The following is an 18872-nucleotide window of genomic DNA, read 5'->3' on the forward strand; positions in this document are numbered from 1 at the left end:
TTCAGGTCTTGCGGTGTATGTGGTGGCTCCGTCATGATCTCCGGCGTGAAAAGTCTGTGGTTAATTGCGGTAATTGCCGCAGTCGGCATGACAGGGGGCGCGGAGGCGGCCGACGGTGTTCCCGGCGTCGACGTCAGCAACTGGACGGGCGACGTGGACTGGGCGGGCGTGGCCTCCGGCGGCGGCAAGTTCGCGTTCGTGCAGGCCACCGAGGGCACGAACTACCGCAATCCACGGTTCGACGCGCAGTTCGCCGGAGCCGCGACGGCCGGTCTTCTGCGCGGCGCTTATCACTTTGCGCAACCGCATGAATCCGACGGGACAGCGCAGGCCGAGTATTTCCTGCAGAACGGCGGAAACTGGACCAGCGACGGTCAAACGCTGCCCGGCGTCCTCGATATCGAGGACAACCCGTACAAGGACAAGAACGGCAAGAACAACTGTTACGACCTGTCCGCCGAGGACATGGTCACCTGGATCAAGGACTTCACCAAGAAGTACCGGCAGCAGACCGGCCGGGACGCGATCATCTACACCACCACGAGCTGGTGGCAGACCTGCACCGGCAACTCCGCGGCGTTCAAGGCCAACCCCCTCTGGCTCGCCCGCTGGGGCGGCGACCCCGGTGAGCTGCCGAAGGGCTGGAAGAGGCACACGTTCTGGCAGTCGGCGGAGAAGGGCTCGCTGGCCGGCGGCCAGAACTCCTTCAACGGCACGGAGTCCCAGCTCAGGTCGCTGGCCAACCCGCCCGCCCGGGTGTCGGTCTCCGGCCTGGTCAAGGGCAGGAAGCTCTACCGGGTCACCGTCACGAACACCGGCCCGCACCCCGTCGAGAACATCGTGATCTCCGGGCGCGCGTACGGCGGGCAGAAGGTGGTCAAGGCCCCGGGCTGCAAGTTCAGCGGCACGGCGGTGCGCTGCACGATCGAGAAGCTGGAACGCGGTCAGAAGGCCGCCTTCACGTTCACCACCAAGCCGAAGCCGACGGGCCAGGTCGGGGTGGTCGTCAAGGTAGGAACGGTCACGCTTAACCTCAAAAGCTGATAAATCGCGATAGGTAGGATAAATCCCGGGATCTCGGCTTAAAGGGGAAACGGGTGGCGCGGCGGCGGTTGAGCGTGTTGGTGACCGGCCCGGTCGTCCCGCTGGTCGTGCTGCTCGTCGTCCTGCTGGCCGGTACGGCGTCCATGCCGTTGTCGACGTTCGTGCCGTCCAGGATCGTCCGCATCGCGTACGAGATCGAGCGGTACGACATCACGTACTCGTGGGGCGGCGGCCACGGCGAGCGGCCCGGCCCCACGAAGGGCACCTGCCAAGGTTACAGCGGCCGGATCAAGCCCTGCCCGGCCGCCCGGACCCGCGGCCTCGACTGCTCCGGCCTGGCCCGATGGGTGTACGCCCTGGCCAACGGCACGGACGTGCTCGGCCCCGGCAACACCGACGACCACGTGCGCAGGATGCGGCGGGTCGAGCGGGCACTGCCCGGCGACTTAGTCTTCTTCGGAAAAATCACGAAAAATAAGATCAAGACGCATCATGTGGGCATCTATCTGGGCCGTGGGAAGATGATGAACGCACCTGAGACGGGGGCTCTGGTGCGTATTGACGATATCGGGCGAAGATCGGACTTCGCGGGCTTCTACCGGTACTGAAAAAGGGTGCCATGATCCAGTTACACCTCCTTGGACCGCTCCACGCCACCCTGGACGGCCGCCGCCTCGACCTCGGATCCGCCAGACAGCGCGCCGTGCTCGCCCGCCTGGTCGCCGCCAACGGCCAGGTCGTCTCGACCGACCGGTTCATCGAAGATCTGTGGCAGGGACAGCCCCCGCCCAAGGCACTGGCCGCCCTCCAGGTCTACGTCTCGAACCTGCGCCGCGCCCTCGAACCCGACCGGCCGCCGCGCGCCCCCGCCCGCGTCATCGTCAGCGCCCCGCCCGGTTACCGGCTCTGCCTGCCCGACGAGGCCGTGGACGCCTGGCGGCTGCCCGGACTCATCGACGCGGCCGGCGCCGCCCTGAAGCGGGGCGCGGGAGCCGTCGCGCACGACCTGCTCGACCAGGCGCTCGACCTGTGGACGGGCCCCGCCTACGCCGAGTTCGCCGAGGAGTGGGCCGCGCCCGAGGCGGCCAGGCTGGCCGAGCTCAGGCTCGTCGCCGTCGAGTACCGCGCCGAGGCCGCGCTGCTGATGGGCCGCCACGCCGAGGCCGTGCCGGAGCTGCGCGTCCACGCCGACGCCCATCCGCTGCGCGAGAACGCCGTCCGCCTGCTGGCCCTGGCCCATTACCGCGCGGGCAGCCAGGCCGAGGCGCTGGCCGTGCTGCGCCAGGCCCGCGAGAGCCTGGCCGAGGAGCTCGGCGTCGATCCCGGCCCGGCCCTGCGCGCGCTCGAACAGGACATCCTCCGCCAATCCGAGTCCCTGCACGCGCCCGAGGTCGTCGAAAGCGTCCAGGAACGGCACGTGGTCACGCAGGAGCCCTCCATCGTGGGCCGGATGCGCGAGCTGGCCGTGCTGCGGGAGGAGGCCGCGCGACCGGCCCGGCGCACGGTCTGGCTGGGCGGCGAGCCGGGCGCGGGCAAGAGCGCGCTGGCCGAGGCGTTCGCTGCCGAGCTGACCGAGCGCGGGTGGCGGGTCGCGTTCGGACGCTGCCCGGAGATCGACGGCGACGCGCCGCCCGCCTGGGCGTGGAGCGAGATCGTCCGGCAGCTCGCCGCCGTCCGGCCGCCGTCCGCCGCCGACGCGGCCCGCCTGGCGCCCCTCCTGAACGACGGCGTCGCCATCCAGAACCAGTTCCAGCTCGCCAGGGCCGTGGCCGGCTACCTGGCGGGCTGCGCGCCCCTGCTCGTGGTGCTCGAAGACGTCCACCGGGCCGACGGCGAGACCCTGCACCTGCTGCGGCACCTGGACCCCGCCGCGCGGATCATGGTCGTCGCCACCTACCGCCCGGCTGAGACCACCGAGGACCTGACCGCCACCCTGGCCGCGCTCGCCACCGGCAGCAGGCACGTCGAGCTCGCCGGGCTCGACGAGGACGCCGTCGCCACGCTGCTCGAACGCCACTCCCAGCACACGGGCCTCGACCCCGCCACCGTCCGCACGGTCCTGGAGCGATCGCTCGGCAACCCGCTGTTCGTCTGCGAGATCGCCCGCCTCCTGGCCTCGGAGGGGCCGCAGGCCGCCGAGGCGCTGCCGCCCGGCGTGCGCGACCTCATCCGCCGCCGCATCACCCGCCTGCCCGCGACCGCCCAGACCGTGCTGCGCAACGCCGCCGTCGTCGGCAGGGACGCCGACGTGGACGTGCTGATCGCGCTGCACGACGGCGACGAGGACACCGTCTTCGACGGCCTGGAGGCGGGCGTCATGACGGGCCTGCTGGCCGAGCCGGGACCCGGCCGCGTCAGGTTCACGCACGTCCTGGTCAGGCAGGCCCTGTACGAGGACACCGCGCGGATCCGGCGTACCAGGCTGCACGGGCGCGTGGTGTCGGTGCTGGAGCGGCTGCGGCCGAACGACGTGGCGGCCCTGGCGCACCACGCGCTGGAGGCGGCCGCGCCGAGCGCGGTGCGGTACGCCAGGGCGGCGGCCGTACAGGCGTCGGGCCTGCACGCGCACCGCGAGGCGGCGGCGCTGTGGCGCGCCGCGCTGGAGTTCGCCACCGACGACGGGACCAGGCTCGACCTGCTGTGCGGACTGGTGTCGGCGCTGGGACACGCGGGCGACGTCCTGGGCGCGCTGGCCGCCAGGGCGCGGGCCGTCGAGCTCGCCGCCGCCCGCGGCGCGCTCGCCCGCGCGCTGACCTCCTACGAAGCCCCCGTGGTCTGGACGATCCAGGTGGACTCCCGCTACAACCGGGAGTTCATGGAGGCCGTGGAACGCGAGCTGGCCGCCGGACCCGACGACGAGACCCGCTGCCGGCTGCTGGCCGCCCTCGTGTTCGAGCTGGAGGGGCACGACGACGACCGCGTGGACGCCGCCGGCGCCGAAGCCGTGGCCCTGGCCCGCCGCCTCGGCCGTCCCGACCTGCTCTGCCTGGCGCTCAACGCCCGCTACTTCGCGCTGCTCAGCCCCGAACGGCGGGACGAGCTGGAGGCCGTCGGCGCCGAACTGCTGGAGCTGGGCCGCACCCACCGCCTCGTCGGCTACCTCACGCTGGGCCACTGCGCGCTGCTCATGGCCGCGCTCGGACGCACCGACCTGGACGCGGCCAGGCGGCACGCCGACAGCGGCGTGGCGGTGTCCACCAGCGGTCAGCTCGGCATGTCGCTGGCCATCCTGACGCTGTTCGGCGCGCTGCGGAAGCTCGTCGAGGGCGAGTTCGACGAGGCGGAGGCCGTCTACACCGGGCTCACCGAGCAGATGGCCGAGCGCGGCGGCGTCAACGCGCGGGCCATGGGTGCGCTGTGCAGGTTCGCCGTCCGGATGGCCCGCGGGAACGTCCGCGACTCGCTCGACGAGCTGGCCGCCATCCGGGAACGCGTGAACAGCGACACCGTGCACGAGATCTACGCCGGGGCGCTGGCGGCCGCGGGCGAGCTCGACGCGGCCCGGCGGGTGTGGCGGCCCGAGTCGTGGTTGCCGCGCAACTACTACTGGCTGATGTGGCAGACGCTGCGCGGCCAGACCGCCGTCGCCCTGCGGGACCGCGAGGTGGCCGGACGCTCCTACCGCGTCCTGCTGCCGTGGGCGGACGAGCTGGCCGGGATGAGCAGCGGGTCGATCACGCTCGGGCCGGTCGCGCTGGTGCTCGGTGACCTGGCCGAGCTGCTCGGGCTGCCCGCCGACGGTCACTACGCACAGGCCCTGAAGGTGGCCGAACGCGTCGGCTCACCCCACTGGGCGGAGACGGCCCGCCGCCGGGCGACCCCCTGACCGGTCTGGCGGGCTTCCGCCGGGCGATCTCCTGACCGGTCTGGAGGGCTTGCCTCCGGGCGGCCTTCTGGCCGGCCGGGAAGGCTCATGGTGTGCCGAAGATGAGTGCCTGGCGGCGCTGGTGACCGCGCCGCATGAGCGCGAGCAGCACCACGAGCACCGGCCCGGCCAGACGCCGCAGTTCGGCCAGCTCCGCCGGCTGGGCGTACTGGGCGATCCTGGGCAGGTCGAACCGGGCGTCCCCGCCCTTCCGCACCTCGGTCTCGACCTTCTGCCAGTCGGCCTCCGAGACGTACTTGGCGACGACCGGGAAGATCAGCCGTTCCTCCTCCTCGATGTGCTCGTCCAGGAGGTCGGCCAGCGCGGCCAGGGACTTGGCCATGCGCCGGGCCGCCTGCCCGTCTGCGCCGAGCTGCGCCGCGGCCGTCGTGATCTCCTCCAGCAGCGGGTCGAGCGCCGCGTGGTCGTCGGTCAGGTCGCTCAGGTCCACCTCGGCGCCCGCCGAGCGGACGATGACCGGCCAGAGCACGTTGTCCTCCGCCTGGTGATGGTGGTGGATGCCCGCGCAGAGCTTCGCGGTGAACGTCGCGATCGCCCGCAGCCGTTCCTGACCGGCCCGCTGTTCGCCGGCGGCGATCGCGCTCATCACCTCGGCCAGACGGCGGGTGTCCCCGCGCATGGCCCGGTGCGTGATGCGGAAGCCGAGCATGTTGGGTGCCATTTCGGTGCTCCTCTTGTCGTGTGGGCACCAGCGTGGGCGACCGCTCTTAGACACTTCTTGGTGCCGACTTGTGCTGACTTGGCATGGCTGTAACACGTGTGGCCGGACGGAAATTGAGAGACCCGCGGGCTAAGGTGTGCCGCTATGGACAGGCGATGGGTCGGCCTCGACGGCGTCGAGATCGTGCCGGCGGTGCGAGCGGGCCGGCAGGTGCTGCGGGTGCTCAGGAACGGGTGGCTGGTCGCCGACTGTCGTTCGGTCGAGGAGGTGGCCGGACACGTCGACCTGGCCGATCTGTGCGAGGTCGTCGATCTTGCCGCGCGCCGCCGATCCGCCACCGCGACGGCGGTCCGTACGAGTTCGCATCATGGCTGAGTGCCGTGTATGGTTACACCTGTCCGCAGCGAGCGGACAGGCCCCTATAGCTCAGTCGGCAGAGCGTCTCCATGGTAAGGAGAAGGTCAACGGTTCGATTCCGTTTGGGGGCTCTTGTAATGAGCAGGCGCGACGCCCGGACCAAGGTGACTTGGGGCCGGGCGTTTCTCGTTGTCCAGAGCCATTCGCAATGAGAGCCCATTAATCCGCACGCGAAGTCGGGAATTCGCCTCCCCGCGAACCCCAATCGGGGCGCTCGGCTCCCGCTCTCCGCCACGAACGGAGCCGGCAACACTGTCATCTCGGATACATCGGCGGATAAGGCGGCTGGTAGACGTTCTGGACCGGATACGTCCTGGTGACATTCCAGCCGATGAACGTGAGCGGGATCGCGGCGAGCAACCAGATCCCCATGCTGCACCCTGCCAGCCACCAGTGCACGAACAGCCACAGGCAGAGGTGCACGATGAACGCGGTCGGGTTGAACCCGCGCTCGCGCACCGTGACCCACTGCACCGGCCCGACCTGGGGTGCCTGCCACGCCTGCTGGTACGGCTGCACGTAGGGCTGCGCCTGGTAGGGCTGGCTGTACGGCTGAGGCAGGTAGTGGTGTGGCCCCTGCTGCCCGTACACCTGCGGGTCCTGCGGCCCTGACGGCCCATAGGGCTGCCCGTACGGGTCCTGGGGCGGCTGGGGCGGATAGGTCATGAGGCGACTCCTGAGACATCGGCCCCTATGAGACGTCGCCGCTCTCCGTTTGGTTGCCCCTGACCTTGTCCGCATCCGGACACTCGTTCTGGCTGCCGGGACGGATGCCATGGCGGCGGGCGTGAACGCGGCTGTGATCGCTGCGGCTTGCGTGCGGGTGGCGTTCACTGCCAAGAAGCGCGGACCGCGGCGACAGCGTCAAGGCGGCCGTCCTGGGCTTCGTCCAGGCGGCAATGTCCGCGGCGGTCCCCTTCGCAGGGGAAGCCTCGTCTGAGCAAACCGCGGTCTTGATGTCGCAGGCGGGCGCCGCCGTGGCGGTGCTCGTGCGGCAGATCAGCGTGCCTAAGACGGCGTGAGCCATCGCTGTACGGCGCCGGGGTCGCCGATGGGCGACCCGCCCCTTCCGGCCTACCATTCGGCGAATGCGACTGATTACTTTTCTGTTCGTGGCCGCAGGAACTTCGCTTATCGCCTGGGGCCTGTATGTAGCTCTCTTCCAAGTGCAGGGCTACATCGTCTCCGAAGGCGGCCCGTTCCAGGTGGCGATGGCGTTACATGCGTTGGCGAAGCCCTTGTTTCTGGAGTTGGCCGGGGCGGGGACGATGATGGGAGGGGTTGCCATGGCAATGCTGGCTGGTAAGCGTCAGGCGTGATCCCGTCTCCGCCACGGGAGACCGTGGCACCCGCGTAAGCGGTACAGCGGCGGGTTGTTGTACGGCTACAGCTCGGTGCGGTACTCGACCCAGGCAGCCTGCTCCGGCAGATCAGCCCACCTTCTTCGGCGAGTCATAACACCCCTCGTGACACTGATGGCACTTGTCGCCGCTGCAGTCAGCGGCCGTCGGCCACAGCGCCGGGTTGACCCGGTAACCCGTGGCCTTGATCGCCTTGACGGTGGCGGCGAGGCCGGCCCCGCTACCGGTCTGGCCGGGGACGTCGTCCGGCTGGTGGTGGATGAACCTGCCCGCGACCCGGGCGCTGAACCGAGCGTACTCCTCCGTGTACGTCAGGAAGGTGTGCCAGCCGATGTCGACCAGCTCGGACGGACCGAGGCCGGCGCCGGGGTTGGCGGCGCAGGCGGCGAGGTACGCGAGCGCCTCCGCCATGATGTTCTCGGGCCTGGTGGGCGTGCTCGGGGTGGTCGGCGCGGATGCGCGCGGTGAGCCGGTCGAAGAGCTGCGGCGTGACCAGCATCGTGGCGTCGGCCAGGGTGGGGCGTTCGATGGTGATGGTCATGTCGTCCTCCCACAGGGATTTGGGATGCGCCCCGGGCCGGGGCGGCTTCGGCAGCACACACTTTCGGCCGTCCGCACTTTGTGCGGCTGCGGCCTCTGGCTGTTCTTGCTGTTCAGCGAAGTGTGTACTACATACTTCATAGATCTCGACCGAGACATGGTCAACGAGTATGTAGTACATACTTCCGCTAAGGTGAGGTGGTGATCACATCAGGCGGCTATCGCGACGTGGCGGCCACAATCCGTCGGGCCATCCATGACGGCGTCTATCCGCGTGGCTCTCTGCTTCCCAATGAAGATCGGCTTGCCGAAGAACTCCACGTGAACCGGGCCACCGTCAACAAGGCTCTGCGCATCTTGAAGGGGGAGGGGCTGGTCTACGTGCACATGGGCGTGGGCACCTATGTTCATGCTCTGCCGCCACTGTTGCGTGACGCCGCTGTACGGCATAGCCGTGATCACCGTGAACGTGGAGGTGTTCGGGGCTCCTTGGCGAGCGAGCTTGCCCAGCTCGGCCACGAGTTGAACTCTGCCAACACGGTCGGCCCCGGCCGCCCCCCACTGGACGTAGCCGATGTCCTGGGCGTCGATGCCGGCACCGACAGCGTCATCATCCGCGCGCGACGCATGAAGGCCGACGACGTCCCCATTCAGATCGCCATCAGCTACATCCCGCGGGACATCGCCGTTGGGACGCCGATCGCCGAAGTCGACCCGGGAGTCGGCGGAATCAGCAGCCGCCTGGCCGAATTGGGGCATGCGCAGGTCGAGCTTGAGGAGAACGTCCGGGTCCGGCCGCCTACGCCCGATGAGGCGCGCTTTTTGCGGATGATCCCTGATCAGTGGGTGTACGAGATCTTCCATATCGGGTGGACGGCGAACGGTCGGGCCATCAAGGTCACCACCTATGTGATGCCGACGTATCAGTGGAATCTACGCTACCGCTACCCTGCGGACCCTTCGTGACTGGTGGTCCTGGCTCTCTGTGGCCGGGATTTCGGTGAGCGGGACTCACTGCCAGGTCGACGTGCTGCACGATCTGGCCGATGGTGCCGTAGTGGCCGAGGGGGCGGCTGTTGGCGGTCCGGGTGTTGTCTCGCCCCGAGGAGGCCGCGGGGGCCGTGCCGGCGTGTCACGCCACAACTCTGCGCAAAACGGACAAAAGCATAGAAGGTGGACTGGTGGGCAGTAGGCCGGTGAGGGTTGGTTGCCCATCCACGAAAGCTCCGGACGTGGGGAAGCGTCCGGAGCTTTCGCGTGTCCGGGGTTCCGTCGCTAGGCGGTCTCGTCCAGGGGCGGGTAGGCGAAGTGGCGGGTGTCGGCGAACGTCTGGGGGCCGGTGAGCCGGTAGCCGTGGGCCGCCTCGCTGGTGGTGTGGTACGGCCCCACGTCCACGGTGTCCGCGATCGACCAGACGCCCTTCACCTGCTGCCTGACGACGTAGAGGAACTCGTTGAAGTCGAGGGAGGAGGAGACGAAGGTGTTGACCACGGTGAGCGAACGACGGCCCGCGGTCAGCGCCAGCGGCAGGTCGACGGCCTGGTCCCGCCAGCGGTAGGTGTTCTCGACGGGCAACGGGTGCCACATGCCGGCGGGGGCGCCGTTCACGGTGATGGCGGCCTGCTGCATGGAGATGCCGGCGTCCAGGCGGCGGATCAGGCGTACGCCGGTGTTGGCGGGGTCCACGGTCACCGTGAACCGGCTCGAACCTCCGGGGCCGAACGCGCGCCCGTCGTCCGAGACCCGCCGGCCCAGGGTGAGTGGCTCCACGTGCCGCGGCGCCATCCACAATCCGACCGCCACCCCGACCCCGACGGCCCCGGCCACCACCACCGCCGCCACCCCGACCACCCTCCACCGCCCCGACCCCCGCGCCCCACCCGCCGAAGCCCCCACCCCACCTGGAGCGGTCGCCACCCCACCCGCCGCCGGACCGCCCGGCCCCCCGCCGACCGGGGAAGCGTCGGCGGGGAGAGCATCGGGCAGAGAAGCGTTGGCAGGGAGAACAAGAGGCAGAGGAGCGGCGGCGTGGGCCCTGCCGACGGCGGGAACACCCTCCGCGGACGCCTTCGGCGTGTGCTCACCGGCCGATGGCTCGCCACCAAGAGCTTCCTCACCAGGAGGTTTGGCGGCGCTCTGCCCGCCGACGGGCAGAGCGTCTATCGGGGATGCGGCGCAAGGAAGGCCACCGACCGCCGAACCACCAGAAAGCCCGCCGAAAGCCAAACTGCACGGACGCCTGTCGCCCCCCAACCCGCCGCCGGAAACAACCGGGAGTGCACCGCCGGGGAGGCCGCCCACCGTAAGCCCCCCGCTCGACAGGCTCTCGACTGGGAGACTGCCGGTCGGGGGGGTGGCTGATGGTTGACCGCCGCTGACGGGCGCGCCGACAGAAGGGACACCGGCCGGAGGCAGCCCACTCCACGCCAGAGCATCTGTCGAGCGGCCTGTCCCGTCATGCGGCTCGGTGAAGCCTCCGGCGGGGTGGGCGGAGAGCCCCTCAGTAGACAGGGCAGCGCCTCCAAGCGGCGCGTCAGCGGCTCCGCCAGGCGGGGGTGAAACTCCTTCTGACGAAATGGCGGCTCCGAAAGGTGGGGCAACGGCCCCAGGCGGTGTAGCACTTCCGACATGCTGGGAGCCGGCTTGGGCGAAGCCTCCAGGAGGCTCAGTATCCGGCAGAGACGTCCCTCCAGAAGGCACGACGACCTCGCCGAGCCTGCCGGGGAGCGCAGGGCCCTGACCAGGCTCTCCAAGGGGCGTGGCGCCTTGGCCCGGTCCCCCGAGAGCTGCGGTGCTACCACTGGGCCCACCGAGAGACGTGGCGCCTTGGACGGGCCCCCCGGGAGGCGCGCCAGGCTCGGTGAAGTTCCCGACGAGCACGGCACCCGGTTGGCCCGGCCCCGTGTGGGCTGGGGTGCCTGGCTGGCCCAGTCCCGCGGTGCCTGGCTGGCCCAGTGCCGTGAGGGTTGTGGTGCCCGGGTGGCCCATCCCCTCAAGAGGCGGCATGTGCGGCGGGTACGTGTCCACCAGGGGGCCGGGGGTCGGCTGGGTGGAGGCGGTGAGAGAGGCGGCGGGGGCCGGGAGAGTGGGGTTTTCGGGGGAGAAGGTTGTTGCGGCGAGTTGGAAGCCGGTCGGGGGCATGCGGGCGATCCGTACGCGTTCCCAGGCCCGTTCCCACTCCGGGACCCGATGATCGGGCACCCCGCAAGCCCGCAGGAACGTCACCATCACCGCCTTCTTCGGAAACCGTCGCCCGGCCAGCATGTCCGCGCAGGTCGCCCGGGGAAGCCGGGGCCCGCCCGCCCTGTCCGCCCGCGCCTGGAGCTCCCGCAGCGACACGTCGGCTCGCGCGAACTGCTCGGCCAGGAGCCTCACGAGGCCCTCATGACAGTTCACCGACTCCACGCCGGGTTCCGCGCCTTCCTGGTCCTCGCCCATCGCCCCTCTCCCCGACCGGCCGTGTCCTGTCCGACAGTGTACGAACGATGACCGTACGTGTCCGGGGGGATTTCAGTGGCGTCCGAGTCAGGCTCGCATGTGGACGACTCCGGACGAGCCTGTCCGCCCTGCTGTTGGACACCGGCGCCCGATGGCTTTCCTGGCATTCGAGCGCAGAACAGCGCCGAAACCCCGAGCAGTACGAGCAGAAGAGGAAGACGACATGAACAGGAAACTGGCCCTCGTCGCCGGTATTGCCGCCGCCCTTTCCGGCCTTGTCATCCCGTCCGCCCCCGCCTCGGCCGGCAGCCTCCAGTGCAACAGCGGCCGGGCCCCGGAGGACGGCTACGTCGGCCGGGCCGACTGCCACAACCCCACCGGACAGACCTGGGTGTACCGCGCCGTGATCACCTGCGGCTGGAGCCCGGACGTCGTCGGCCCGTGGGTCACTCTCGGCCCCGGCGGCTCGGGCAGGTCCGAGGGCAAATGCGCAAGCTGGGGCAGCGGCGTCGGCGCTGTCGGCGTCGACGAACGCCAGGCATAACCCCGACGAACCAGCACCCTTCGCCAGGCCCGCCCGGCTCGGTCTGACGCGGCCGGGATGAAGCGCGACGGGCGGGGGATCGGTTTCGTCGTGCAAGAGCCGGGACGCGGTCGAGGTGGGCGGCACCTCGCGGACATCCGCGCGAAGCGCCCCCCCTTGCGCGGCGCGCGGGTGTCCACCGCGTTCCCCCTTGCGCCGCGCACGGGTGCGCACCGCGTTCCTTCGCGGGTCACCGCGTTCCTTCGCGTGGCGCGCGGGTCACCGCGTTTCTTGCGTGGCGCAAAGGGTGTCCGCGTTCTCCTCGTGCGGTGGACGGGTGTCCGCCGCGCTCCCTTTGTCTGCCCCAGAGCTACCCGCTCTGTCCCTTTCGTCACTGCGCTGGCGCCGACTGCGCGACGCCCCCTCTGGTGGTGCGCAGACGTCCGCGACGGACCCCCTCTGCCGCTGCGCCGGCGTCCGCCGCGGACACCCCTCCGTCGACTGCGCGAATGCCCGAGGCCGGGCGGCCTTTCCCTCGTTGCGTGCCTGGTCCAGGCGTTCGCGTGGGCAAAGGACGGCTGCTACTGTGGCGAGGGCCTCCGCAGGTGATTCCCCAGGCGAGACCTAGGTGGCATGATCGGATTTCGATTGTCGGAGGTACCTGGGGCATACTGGTGGCACCCGCCCGATCAGGTGAGTTACTAATGTGCTCCCAGCTTCGGGTATCCTCTACGGGCCGGGAGTTTCCGGCCAAGGCGGAGTAGCTCAGTCAGGCAGAGCAAACGGCTCATAATCGTTGTGTCGCCGGTTCAAGTCCGGCCTCCGCTACTACCCAATCCCAGGTCAGTCGGCCTGGGTACGGGTGTGTCCATGTCCCGAACGTAGAAAGGCACTCCCAAGTGGCTGCCACCGACGTTAGGCCGAAGATCACGCTGGCCTGCCAGGAGTGCAAGCACCGCAACTACATCACGCGGAAGAACCGGCGCAACGACCCGGATCGGCTTGAGCTGAAGAAGTACTGCCCGAACTGCCGCTGCCACCGCGCGCACCGCGAGACCCGCTAGCGGTACTTCTGCCTCCACATCGCACAACCGGCGTCCCGTCTGGGGCGCCGGTTTGTCGCGTTCTCACTGCCTTGAGCGTCCTGACTGGGCGCTTTCGCCCTGGTATGGGCGCCCATCCTGGGCACTGACCCAGGCCCCGGCAAAAAGCACGCCATGAGCGGCGACAGCCGAACCTTGTTCTGTTACCGTCTGCCTCAGCAGCGCTCGTTGAAGACATACGAGGGAGCACTGATGGCCTTGAACCGTGACTTCGTGGGCAGGACCTACCCATCCGCCGCCCCGTACGAGGTCAGCCGGGGGAAGATCAAGGAGTTCGCGGCCGCGATCGGCGACCACAACCCGGTCTACCGCGACAGGGAGGCCGCCAGGGCCGCCGGATACCCCGACGTGATCGCGCCGCCCACGTTCCCCATCGTGTTCAGCCTGCAGGCGGGCGGCGAGGCGCTGGTCGATCCCGAGCTGGGTCTGAACCTGGCGATGGTGGTCCACGGCGAGCAGCGGTTCGAGTACGTCAGGCCCATCTGCGCGGGCGACGAGCTGGTCACCACCGCGACGATCACCGACATCCGGAGCGCGGGACGCAACGAGCTGCTGACGATCAGGAGCGACGTGACGACGGCCGCCGGAGAGCCGGTCTGCACCACCTACAACACGATCGTCGAGCGCGGAGGGGCGGGCTGAGATGGCGGCCACGGTGAGGTACGACGAGGTCGAGGTCGGGCAGGAGCTCCCCGTCGTGGACTACAACGTCCGGCGGCTGAACCTGGTCATGTACGCCGGCGCCTCCGGCGACTTCAACCAGATCCACTGGAACGAGCGCTTCGCCAGGACGGTCGGGCTGCCCGACGTGATCGCGCACGGCATGTTCACGATGGCGCAGGCGGGCCGGTACGTCACGGACTGGGCGGGCGATCCGGGCGCCGTGGTGGACTTCGGCGTGCGGTTCTCGTCGATGGTGATCGTGCCGGACGACGACCACGGGGCGACGATCTCGGTCGGCGGGGTCGTGGAGGAGAAGCTTGAGGACAAGCGGGTGGTCGTCGGGCTGACGGCCAAGGCGGGCGACGCGGAGGTCCTGTCGAAGGCGCGCGCGGTGATACAGCTCTCCTGATGCCGTGATATGTCGGGCAGGTCGCGGGTAGCCCGTGTTGTTATGAGTGAAGTTGCGCGACAGGTCTGGCCCACCGTCCGTTCCATCCCCGTGTCGTCCGTGACCGACACCAAGCCGCCCGCTCACCTGCGTCCCGCGTCCCCTGAGCAGGTGGGGGGCAGCAGCGGCAGCGGACGGGACACCACCGGCGGCTCCGCCACCGGGGTCGGCACCGGACGGGCCCGGCCCAGAGGCGTGGGCGCGCACGGGAACCCCGCCGCCGCGCTGGGCTTCTCGGGCGACCCCGGCCAGCACGGCGACCCCGACGACACGATGCTGCACGCCCAGCGCGTCTGGGACGCCACCCTCGCCACGAACCGCATGGACGACCTGGGCGTCAACACCGAGCGCCAGCGCGTCGAGACCAGGGACGTGACGGTCTCCGTCGGGCTGCTCGTGGACGGCCGGCCTGAGGACGTGCTGGCGTGCGTCCAGTCGGTGATCGACCACACGCACACCCGGATCCTGGCCCTCGACCTGGGGAACGTCGACGGCGCGGGAGACGTCCTGGACGAGCTGGCCGCGCGGTACCCGGAGCGGATCGCGGTGTGGCACGTCGCCGAGACCTCGCGGGCGGACGGGGGCACGGCGGGGTGGGGTGAGGGGCGTACCAAGCTGTTGCGGCTGGACGAGTCCGAGGTGCACGTGCTGATGGAGACCTCGCTCGCGCTGACCGGCGACGCGGTGACGCCGCTGGTGGCGGCCATCGTGGAAGGGGCGGTGGCGGCGGGCTGGCGGGCGGCCGAGGCCGAGGAGCCCGGCAGGGTCCAGGCGTTGCGCTGCGACCTGATGGCGGTGCGCAGGGCGGCGGCGCTGGGCGCGTTCCCCGAGGACGCGGAGCGCGGCGAGGACGCCGACCTGGAGTTCTCCCACGCGCTTGAGGGCAGCCTCGTGGTGCCCGAAGGTCCGCTCCCGGTCCTCCGGCTCGACTCCGAGCACCACGGCGAGCAGGCCCTCCACGGCTGAGCCCACCCCAAGCCCCCCCAACCTGCGAAAGCCCCCCGAACGGGCGGACGCACCCACAGGAAGGGGAGCCTTCCGGATGGGGGTGCGGCTCGGGTGGGGTGCTGCCCGGCTGGGAATGCCACCCGGGTGCTGCCCGGCTGGGAATGCCACCCGGACGGGGTGCTGCCCGGGTGGGAGTGCTGCCTGGACGGGGTGCTGTTCGGGTGGGAGTGCCACCCGGACGGGGTGCTGTTCGGGTGGAGGGGGCGGTGGAGGGGGTGCTGGGTGGGCTGGGGGGCTCATAAGCTTGGGGCTCATGGAGATGCTCGCGCCGCACACCACCCTGGGCCTGGGCGGCCCCGCCCGCGACTTCGCCGAGGCAGTCACGGCGGAGCAGCTCGTGTCCCTCGTCGCCGAGGCCGACATGAACGGGGTGCCGACCCTGGTGCTCGGCGGCGGCAGCAACGTGGTGATCGGTGACGACGGCTTCGACGGGCTGGTCGTCAAGGTGGCCACCGAGGGCGTGACGGTCTCCAGGGACGGCGAGCAGGTGCTGCTCACGGTCGAGGCGGGCCAGGACTGGGATGTGCTGGTCGAGCGGGCCGTGGCCGAGGGATGGTCCGGCATCGAGTGCATGTCCGGCATTCCGGGCCTGGTGGGCTCGACCCCGATCCAGAACGTCGGCGCGTACGGCCAGGAGGTGGCGCAGACCATCAGGTGCGTACGGGCCTACGACCGGCTCACCCGGCAGGTGGTCGACCTGGAGGCGCGCCAGTGCGGGTTCTCCTACCGCGACAGCGCCTTCAAGCGGGACCTGTCGCGGCACGTGGTGCTCGCGGTGACGTACGCGCTGGACGTGTCGGACCTGTCCGGGCCGGTGGCCTACCAGGAGCTGGCCGGGCGGCTCGGGGTGGAGCTCGGCGGCCGCGTGCCCCTCGGTCTGGCCCGTGAGGGCGTCCTGGGGCTGCGGCGGGGCAAGGGCATGGTCTTCGACCCGGCGTCCGACCCCGACAGCCGCAGCGCGGGCTCGTTCTTCACCAACCCGATCCTGACCGCAGAGCACGCCGACGAGCTGGCCGGACGCGCGCCCGGCCACCCGCGCTGGGACATGCCCGACGGCCGCGTCAAGGTGCCGGCCGCCTGGCTGATCGAGCAGGCGGGCTTCCCCAAGGGCTACGAGCGCGGCCCGGTGCGCATCTCCACCAAGCACACGCTGGCCCTCACCAACCCGGTGGGCGCCGCCACCACGGCCGACCTGCTGGCGCTGGCCGCGGAGGTGCGCGACGGGGTGCGGGAGAAGTTCGGCGTCACGCTAGTCAACGAGCCGGTGCTGGTCGGCTGCACGCTGGCGGACGACCTGGGGGAATGACGGCTCTGCGTGGGCTGTTATGGTGTGTTGGTAATTCCGAAGGGGAGTAGTCCCAATCGTGTGATCGACATACTGGCGCGTGATCGCGCCCGGTCACACGGGCCTGAACGGGCGGACGAGACCTTCGGCCTGGCAGTCATGACACAAAGACGCTGCCGGGCCGAAAGTCGTGCCCGAAGATCCCCCGGGTGCCTGCTTCCGGTCTGGTCGCGCGGAAGAGGACCGGTTGGACGCGTTCTGGATCAGTCTCGCGGTCATTTTCGTGGCCGAGCTCGGTGACAAGAGCCAGCTCATGGCGATGACGTTCGCCACCCGTTTCAAGCCTTGGCCCGTGCTCGCGGGCATCACCATCGCCACCACGGTCGTGCACCTGCTGAGCGTGGGTGTGGGCGAGCTGGTCGGGAAGGCGCTGCCGACGACGGCCATCTCGATCGTGGCCGGCATCGCCTTCCTCGGGTTCGCCCTGTGGACGTTGCGGGGCGACGAGCTGACCAAGGAGGAGGAGGACAAGGCCCGCCGTACGACCAGGAACGTCCTGGTCGCGGTGACCGTGGCGTTCTTCCTGAGCGAGCTGGGCGACAAGACGATGCTCGCCACGATCACCCTGGCCACGCAGCACGGCTGGTTCGGCACGTGGATCGGCTCGACCGTCGGCATGGTCGCCGCCGACGCCCTGGCCATCCTCGTGGGCCGCCTGCTCGGCAAGCACCTCCCCGAGAAGGTCATCCGGTACGGCGCCGCCGCCGCGTTCGCGGTCTTCGGCATCGTGCTGCTCGTCGACGCGATCCTCTAGGAGTGCGGCGGCAGCGCCTGGTGGACGTCGGCGAGCAGGCCGAGCACGGGCTCCCTGCTCTCCCGGGCGAAGGCGGCCTCCACCGCGCGCGCCACGGGCCCGCCGGCGAGCCAGACGAGGACCTGGGCGTGGGCGGGGGCGTCGCGGTCCCAGAAGGCGTTGGTCAGCCGTCGCCCGGACAGGCCGCCGGTGACGAAGTCGTGCAGGTGGGCGATCGCCGCGTCGCTCTCCAGCCCGGCCCAGGCGTCGAGGAAGGGCGCGAGGTCCACGCCGGTGGCGGCGACGGCGCACAGCACGGTGTCGGCCGGCGGGCGGGACGGATGGCGGTGCAGCGTGTCGTGCCACCACTCGTGCAGGAACGCGGTGACGGCCGTGCGTTCGGCGGCCGGCCAGTCGTGCCAGCCCGCGACGGCGAGCTTGCCGAGGACGATCTCCGGGTCGGGATAGGAGAAGGCGTCGGCCGCCGCGCATTCGAGCAGGCGCGGGAGGAAGTAGCGGAACCCGGGGACGTCACCCCACGTGGTGAGCGCCTTGGCCGCGTAACGGGCCAGCGAGCCGGCCTCGATCGCCGAGACCGGCCCGGACAGCAGGCACGCCTCCTCGCCCGGTTCCACGCAATGGGGACAGCCGGACACGCTCGCGGGCCGGCCGACGGCTCCGAACACCTCGTAGAGCCGCCCGAGGGCCGTCACCCTCAGTCGAGGGTGAAGTAGTCGGGGCCCGCGTAGCGGCCGGTGGCGAGCTTCTCGCGCTGCATGAGCAGGTCGTTGAGCAGCGAGGACGCGCCCAGCCTGAACCAGTCGGGGGAGAGCCAGTCGTCGCCCGCCGTCTCGTTGACCAGCACCAGGTTCTTGATGGCGTCCTTGGTCGTGCGGATGCCGCCGGCCGGCTTGACGCCCACCTGGCGGCCGGTCGCGTCGCGGAAGTCGCGCACCGCCTCCAGCATGATCAGCGTCACCGGCAGCGTGGCCGCCGGGGACACCTTGCCGGTCGAGGTCTTGATGAAGTCGGCGCCCGCGATCATGGCCAGCCAGGACGCCCGGCGCACGTTGTCGTACGTCGCCAGCTCGCCCGTCTCCAGGATCACCTTCAGGTGCGCGGCACCGCAGGCGGCCTTGATCGCGACGATCTCGTCGTAGACCTTCATGTAGTCGCCGGACAGGAACGCGCCGCGGTCGATCACCATGTCGATCTCGTCGGCGCCCGCGCCCACGGCCAGCGCCGTGTCGCTCACCTTGACCTCCAGCGAGGAGCGCCCGCTGGGGAACGCGGTGGCGACCGAGGCCACCTTGACCCCCGACCCGGCCACCGCCTGGACGGCCACCGGCACCATGTCGGGATAGACGCACACCGCCGCCACCCTGGGGGCGCCGCCGCCCGGGTGCACGGCCTTGGTGCACATGGCCCGGACCTTGCCCGCCGTGTCGGCGCCTTCGAGCGTCGTCAGGTCGACCATGGAGATGGCCAGGTCGATGGCCTGGGCCTTGGCCGTGGTCTTGATGGAACGGGTGCCGAGCATGGCCGCCCGCTGGTCGGCGCCCACCCGGTCGACTCCGGGAAGGCCGTGCAGGAAGGCGCGCAGCGTCGCGTGGGACGAGGCGACGTCCGCGAGCGAGGTAGTCACAGTTGACACCTTCACAGCATCGCCGACCAGGGCCACTACCTCCAAACCGGACGGACG

General features: G+C 70.4%; 19 protein-coding genes and 2 tRNA genes. 15 read left to right on the forward strand and 6 right to left on the reverse strand.

The genetic code is table 11. The features are described from left to right. Positions 1 to 33 precede the first annotated feature (33 nt). From ACWCSU_RS15200 to ACWCSU_RS15210, 3 genes are all read left to right on the forward strand, one after another. Positions 34 to 1044: a lysozyme gene (locus tag ACWCSU_RS15200; RefSeq protein ID WP_449935495.1), complete on the forward strand. Its 1011-nt coding sequence runs from the start codon at positions 34 to 36 to the stop codon at positions 1042 to 1044. Positions 1045 to 1118: 74 nt separating this feature from the next. Continuing rightward, positions 1119 to 1652, forward strand: a complete 534-nt coding sequence (locus tag ACWCSU_RS15205; RefSeq protein WP_364102640.1) for a C40 family peptidase — start codon at positions 1119 to 1121, stop codon at positions 1650 to 1652. An 11-nt stretch (positions 1653 to 1663) separates the two neighbouring features. Beyond that, on the forward strand, positions 1664 to 4870 hold the full coding sequence (locus ACWCSU_RS15210) for a BTAD domain-containing putative transcriptional regulator (protein WP_449935496.1): 3207 nt from the start codon (positions 1664 to 1666) through the stop codon (positions 4868 to 4870). 85 nt (positions 4871 to 4955) lie between these two features. On the opposite strand, the gene ACWCSU_RS15215 is transcribed toward ACWCSU_RS15210, so the two are convergent. Beyond that, complete coding sequence (locus ACWCSU_RS15215) at positions 4956 to 5591, reverse strand: hemerythrin domain-containing protein (protein WP_357706327.1); 636 nt, start codon at positions 5589 to 5591, stop codon at positions 4956 to 4958. 144 nt (positions 5592 to 5735) lie between these two features. On the opposite strand from ACWCSU_RS15215, the gene ACWCSU_RS15220 reads away from it, so the two are divergent. After that, on the forward strand, positions 5736 to 5966 hold the full coding sequence (locus ACWCSU_RS15220) for a transposase (protein ID WP_449935498.1): 231 nt from the start codon (positions 5736 to 5738) through the stop codon (positions 5964 to 5966). 40 nt (positions 5967 to 6006) lie between these two features. Then, positions 6007 to 6079, forward strand: a tRNA-Thr gene (locus ACWCSU_RS15225). A 184-nt stretch (positions 6080 to 6263) separates the two neighbouring features. On the opposite strand, the gene ACWCSU_RS15230 is transcribed toward ACWCSU_RS15225, so the two are convergent. Then, on the reverse strand, positions 6264 to 6674 hold the full coding sequence (locus ACWCSU_RS15230) for a hypothetical protein (RefSeq protein ID WP_449935499.1): 411 nt from the start codon (positions 6672 to 6674) through the stop codon (positions 6264 to 6266). Positions 6675 to 7096: 422 nt separating this feature from the next. Between ACWCSU_RS15230 and ACWCSU_RS15235 the strand changes: the two genes are divergently transcribed. Further along, positions 7097 to 7327 carry a hypothetical protein gene (locus tag ACWCSU_RS15235; protein WP_449935501.1) on the forward strand — a complete coding sequence of 77 codons (231 nt, stop codon included), beginning with the start codon at positions 7097 to 7099 and terminating at the stop codon, positions 7325 to 7327. A 111-nt stretch (positions 7328 to 7438) separates the two neighbouring features. Here the strand turns inward: ACWCSU_RS15235 and ACWCSU_RS15240 are convergent, their stop codons facing one another. Continuing rightward, on the reverse strand, positions 7439 to 7780 hold the full coding sequence (locus ACWCSU_RS15240) for a glycine-rich domain-containing protein (RefSeq protein WP_449935502.1): 342 nt from the start codon (positions 7778 to 7780) through the stop codon (positions 7439 to 7441). A 330-nt stretch (positions 7781 to 8110) separates the two neighbouring features. Between ACWCSU_RS15240 and ACWCSU_RS15245 the strand changes: the two genes are divergently transcribed. After that, positions 8111 to 8875: a GntR family transcriptional regulator gene (locus ACWCSU_RS15245; protein WP_449935504.1), complete on the forward strand. Its 765-nt coding sequence runs from the start codon at positions 8111 to 8113 to the stop codon at positions 8873 to 8875. A gap of 309 nt (positions 8876 to 9184) precedes the next feature. On the opposite strand, the gene ACWCSU_RS15250 is transcribed toward ACWCSU_RS15245, so the two are convergent. Beyond that, positions 9185 to 9751 (reverse strand): hypothetical protein, encoded by a 567-nt coding sequence (locus ACWCSU_RS15250; RefSeq protein WP_449935506.1) that lies wholly within the window; start codon positions 9749 to 9751, stop codon positions 9185 to 9187. 1819 nt (positions 9752 to 11570) lie between these two features. On the opposite strand from ACWCSU_RS15250, the gene ACWCSU_RS15255 reads away from it, so the two are divergent. The 8 genes from ACWCSU_RS15255 to ACWCSU_RS15290 all read left to right on the forward strand — a co-directional run bounded on the left by ACWCSU_RS15255 (position 11571) and on the right by ACWCSU_RS15290 (position 17191). Then, positions 11571 to 11891, forward strand: a complete 321-nt coding sequence (locus ACWCSU_RS15255; protein ID WP_357706334.1) for a hypothetical protein — start codon at positions 11571 to 11573, stop codon at positions 11889 to 11891. Positions 11892 to 12624: 733 nt separating this feature from the next. Further along, a tRNA-Met gene (locus ACWCSU_RS15260) sits at positions 12625 to 12698 on the forward strand. A gap of 71 nt (positions 12699 to 12769) precedes the next feature. Beyond that, complete coding sequence (gene rpmG, locus ACWCSU_RS15265) at positions 12770 to 12934, forward strand: 50S ribosomal protein L33 (protein ID WP_019632658.1); 165 nt, start codon at positions 12770 to 12772, stop codon at positions 12932 to 12934. 231 nt (positions 12935 to 13165) lie between these two features. After that, entirely contained in the window at positions 13166 to 13615 is a 450-nt protein-coding gene (locus tag ACWCSU_RS15270; RefSeq protein ID WP_357706335.1) for a MaoC family dehydratase N-terminal domain-containing protein, read from the forward strand. Position 13616: 1 nt separating this feature from the next. Beyond that, the gene (locus ACWCSU_RS15275) at positions 13617 to 14045 is read left to right on the forward strand and encodes a MaoC family dehydratase (RefSeq protein WP_357706336.1); all 429 of its coding nucleotides are present in this window, start codon (positions 13617 to 13619) and stop codon (positions 14043 to 14045) included. A 99-nt stretch (positions 14046 to 14144) separates the two neighbouring features. Further along, positions 14145 to 15050 (forward strand): hypothetical protein, encoded by a 906-nt coding sequence (locus tag ACWCSU_RS15280; RefSeq protein WP_357706337.1) that lies wholly within the window; start codon positions 14145 to 14147, stop codon positions 15048 to 15050. Positions 15051 to 15345: 295 nt separating this feature from the next. Further along, positions 15346 to 16398 carry a UDP-N-acetylmuramate dehydrogenase gene (locus ACWCSU_RS15285; protein ID WP_357706338.1) on the forward strand — a complete coding sequence of 351 codons (1053 nt, stop codon included), beginning with the start codon at positions 15346 to 15348 and terminating at the stop codon, positions 16396 to 16398. A 226-nt stretch (positions 16399 to 16624) separates the two neighbouring features. Continuing rightward, positions 16625 to 17191 carry a TMEM165/GDT1 family protein gene (locus ACWCSU_RS15290; RefSeq protein ID WP_357706339.1) on the forward strand — a complete coding sequence of 189 codons (567 nt, stop codon included), beginning with the start codon at positions 16625 to 16627 and terminating at the stop codon, positions 17189 to 17191. Here the strand turns inward: ACWCSU_RS15290 and ACWCSU_RS15295 are convergent. Continuing rightward, positions 17188 to 17883: a hypothetical protein gene (locus ACWCSU_RS15295; RefSeq protein WP_449935509.1), complete on the reverse strand. Its 696-nt coding sequence runs from the start codon at positions 17881 to 17883 to the stop codon at positions 17188 to 17190. The two genes, ACWCSU_RS15290 and ACWCSU_RS15295, sit on opposite strands and share 4 nt — an antisense overlap. 2 nt (positions 17884 to 17885) lie before the next feature. Further along, positions 17886 to 18815: a deoxyribose-phosphate aldolase gene (deoC, locus tag ACWCSU_RS15300; protein ID WP_449935512.1), complete on the reverse strand. Its 930-nt coding sequence runs from the start codon at positions 18813 to 18815 to the stop codon at positions 17886 to 17888. Between the last annotated feature and the right edge of the window lie 57 nt (positions 18816 to 18872).

The sequence above is a fragment of the Nonomuraea sp. NPDC001699 genome (assembly GCF_053596455.1).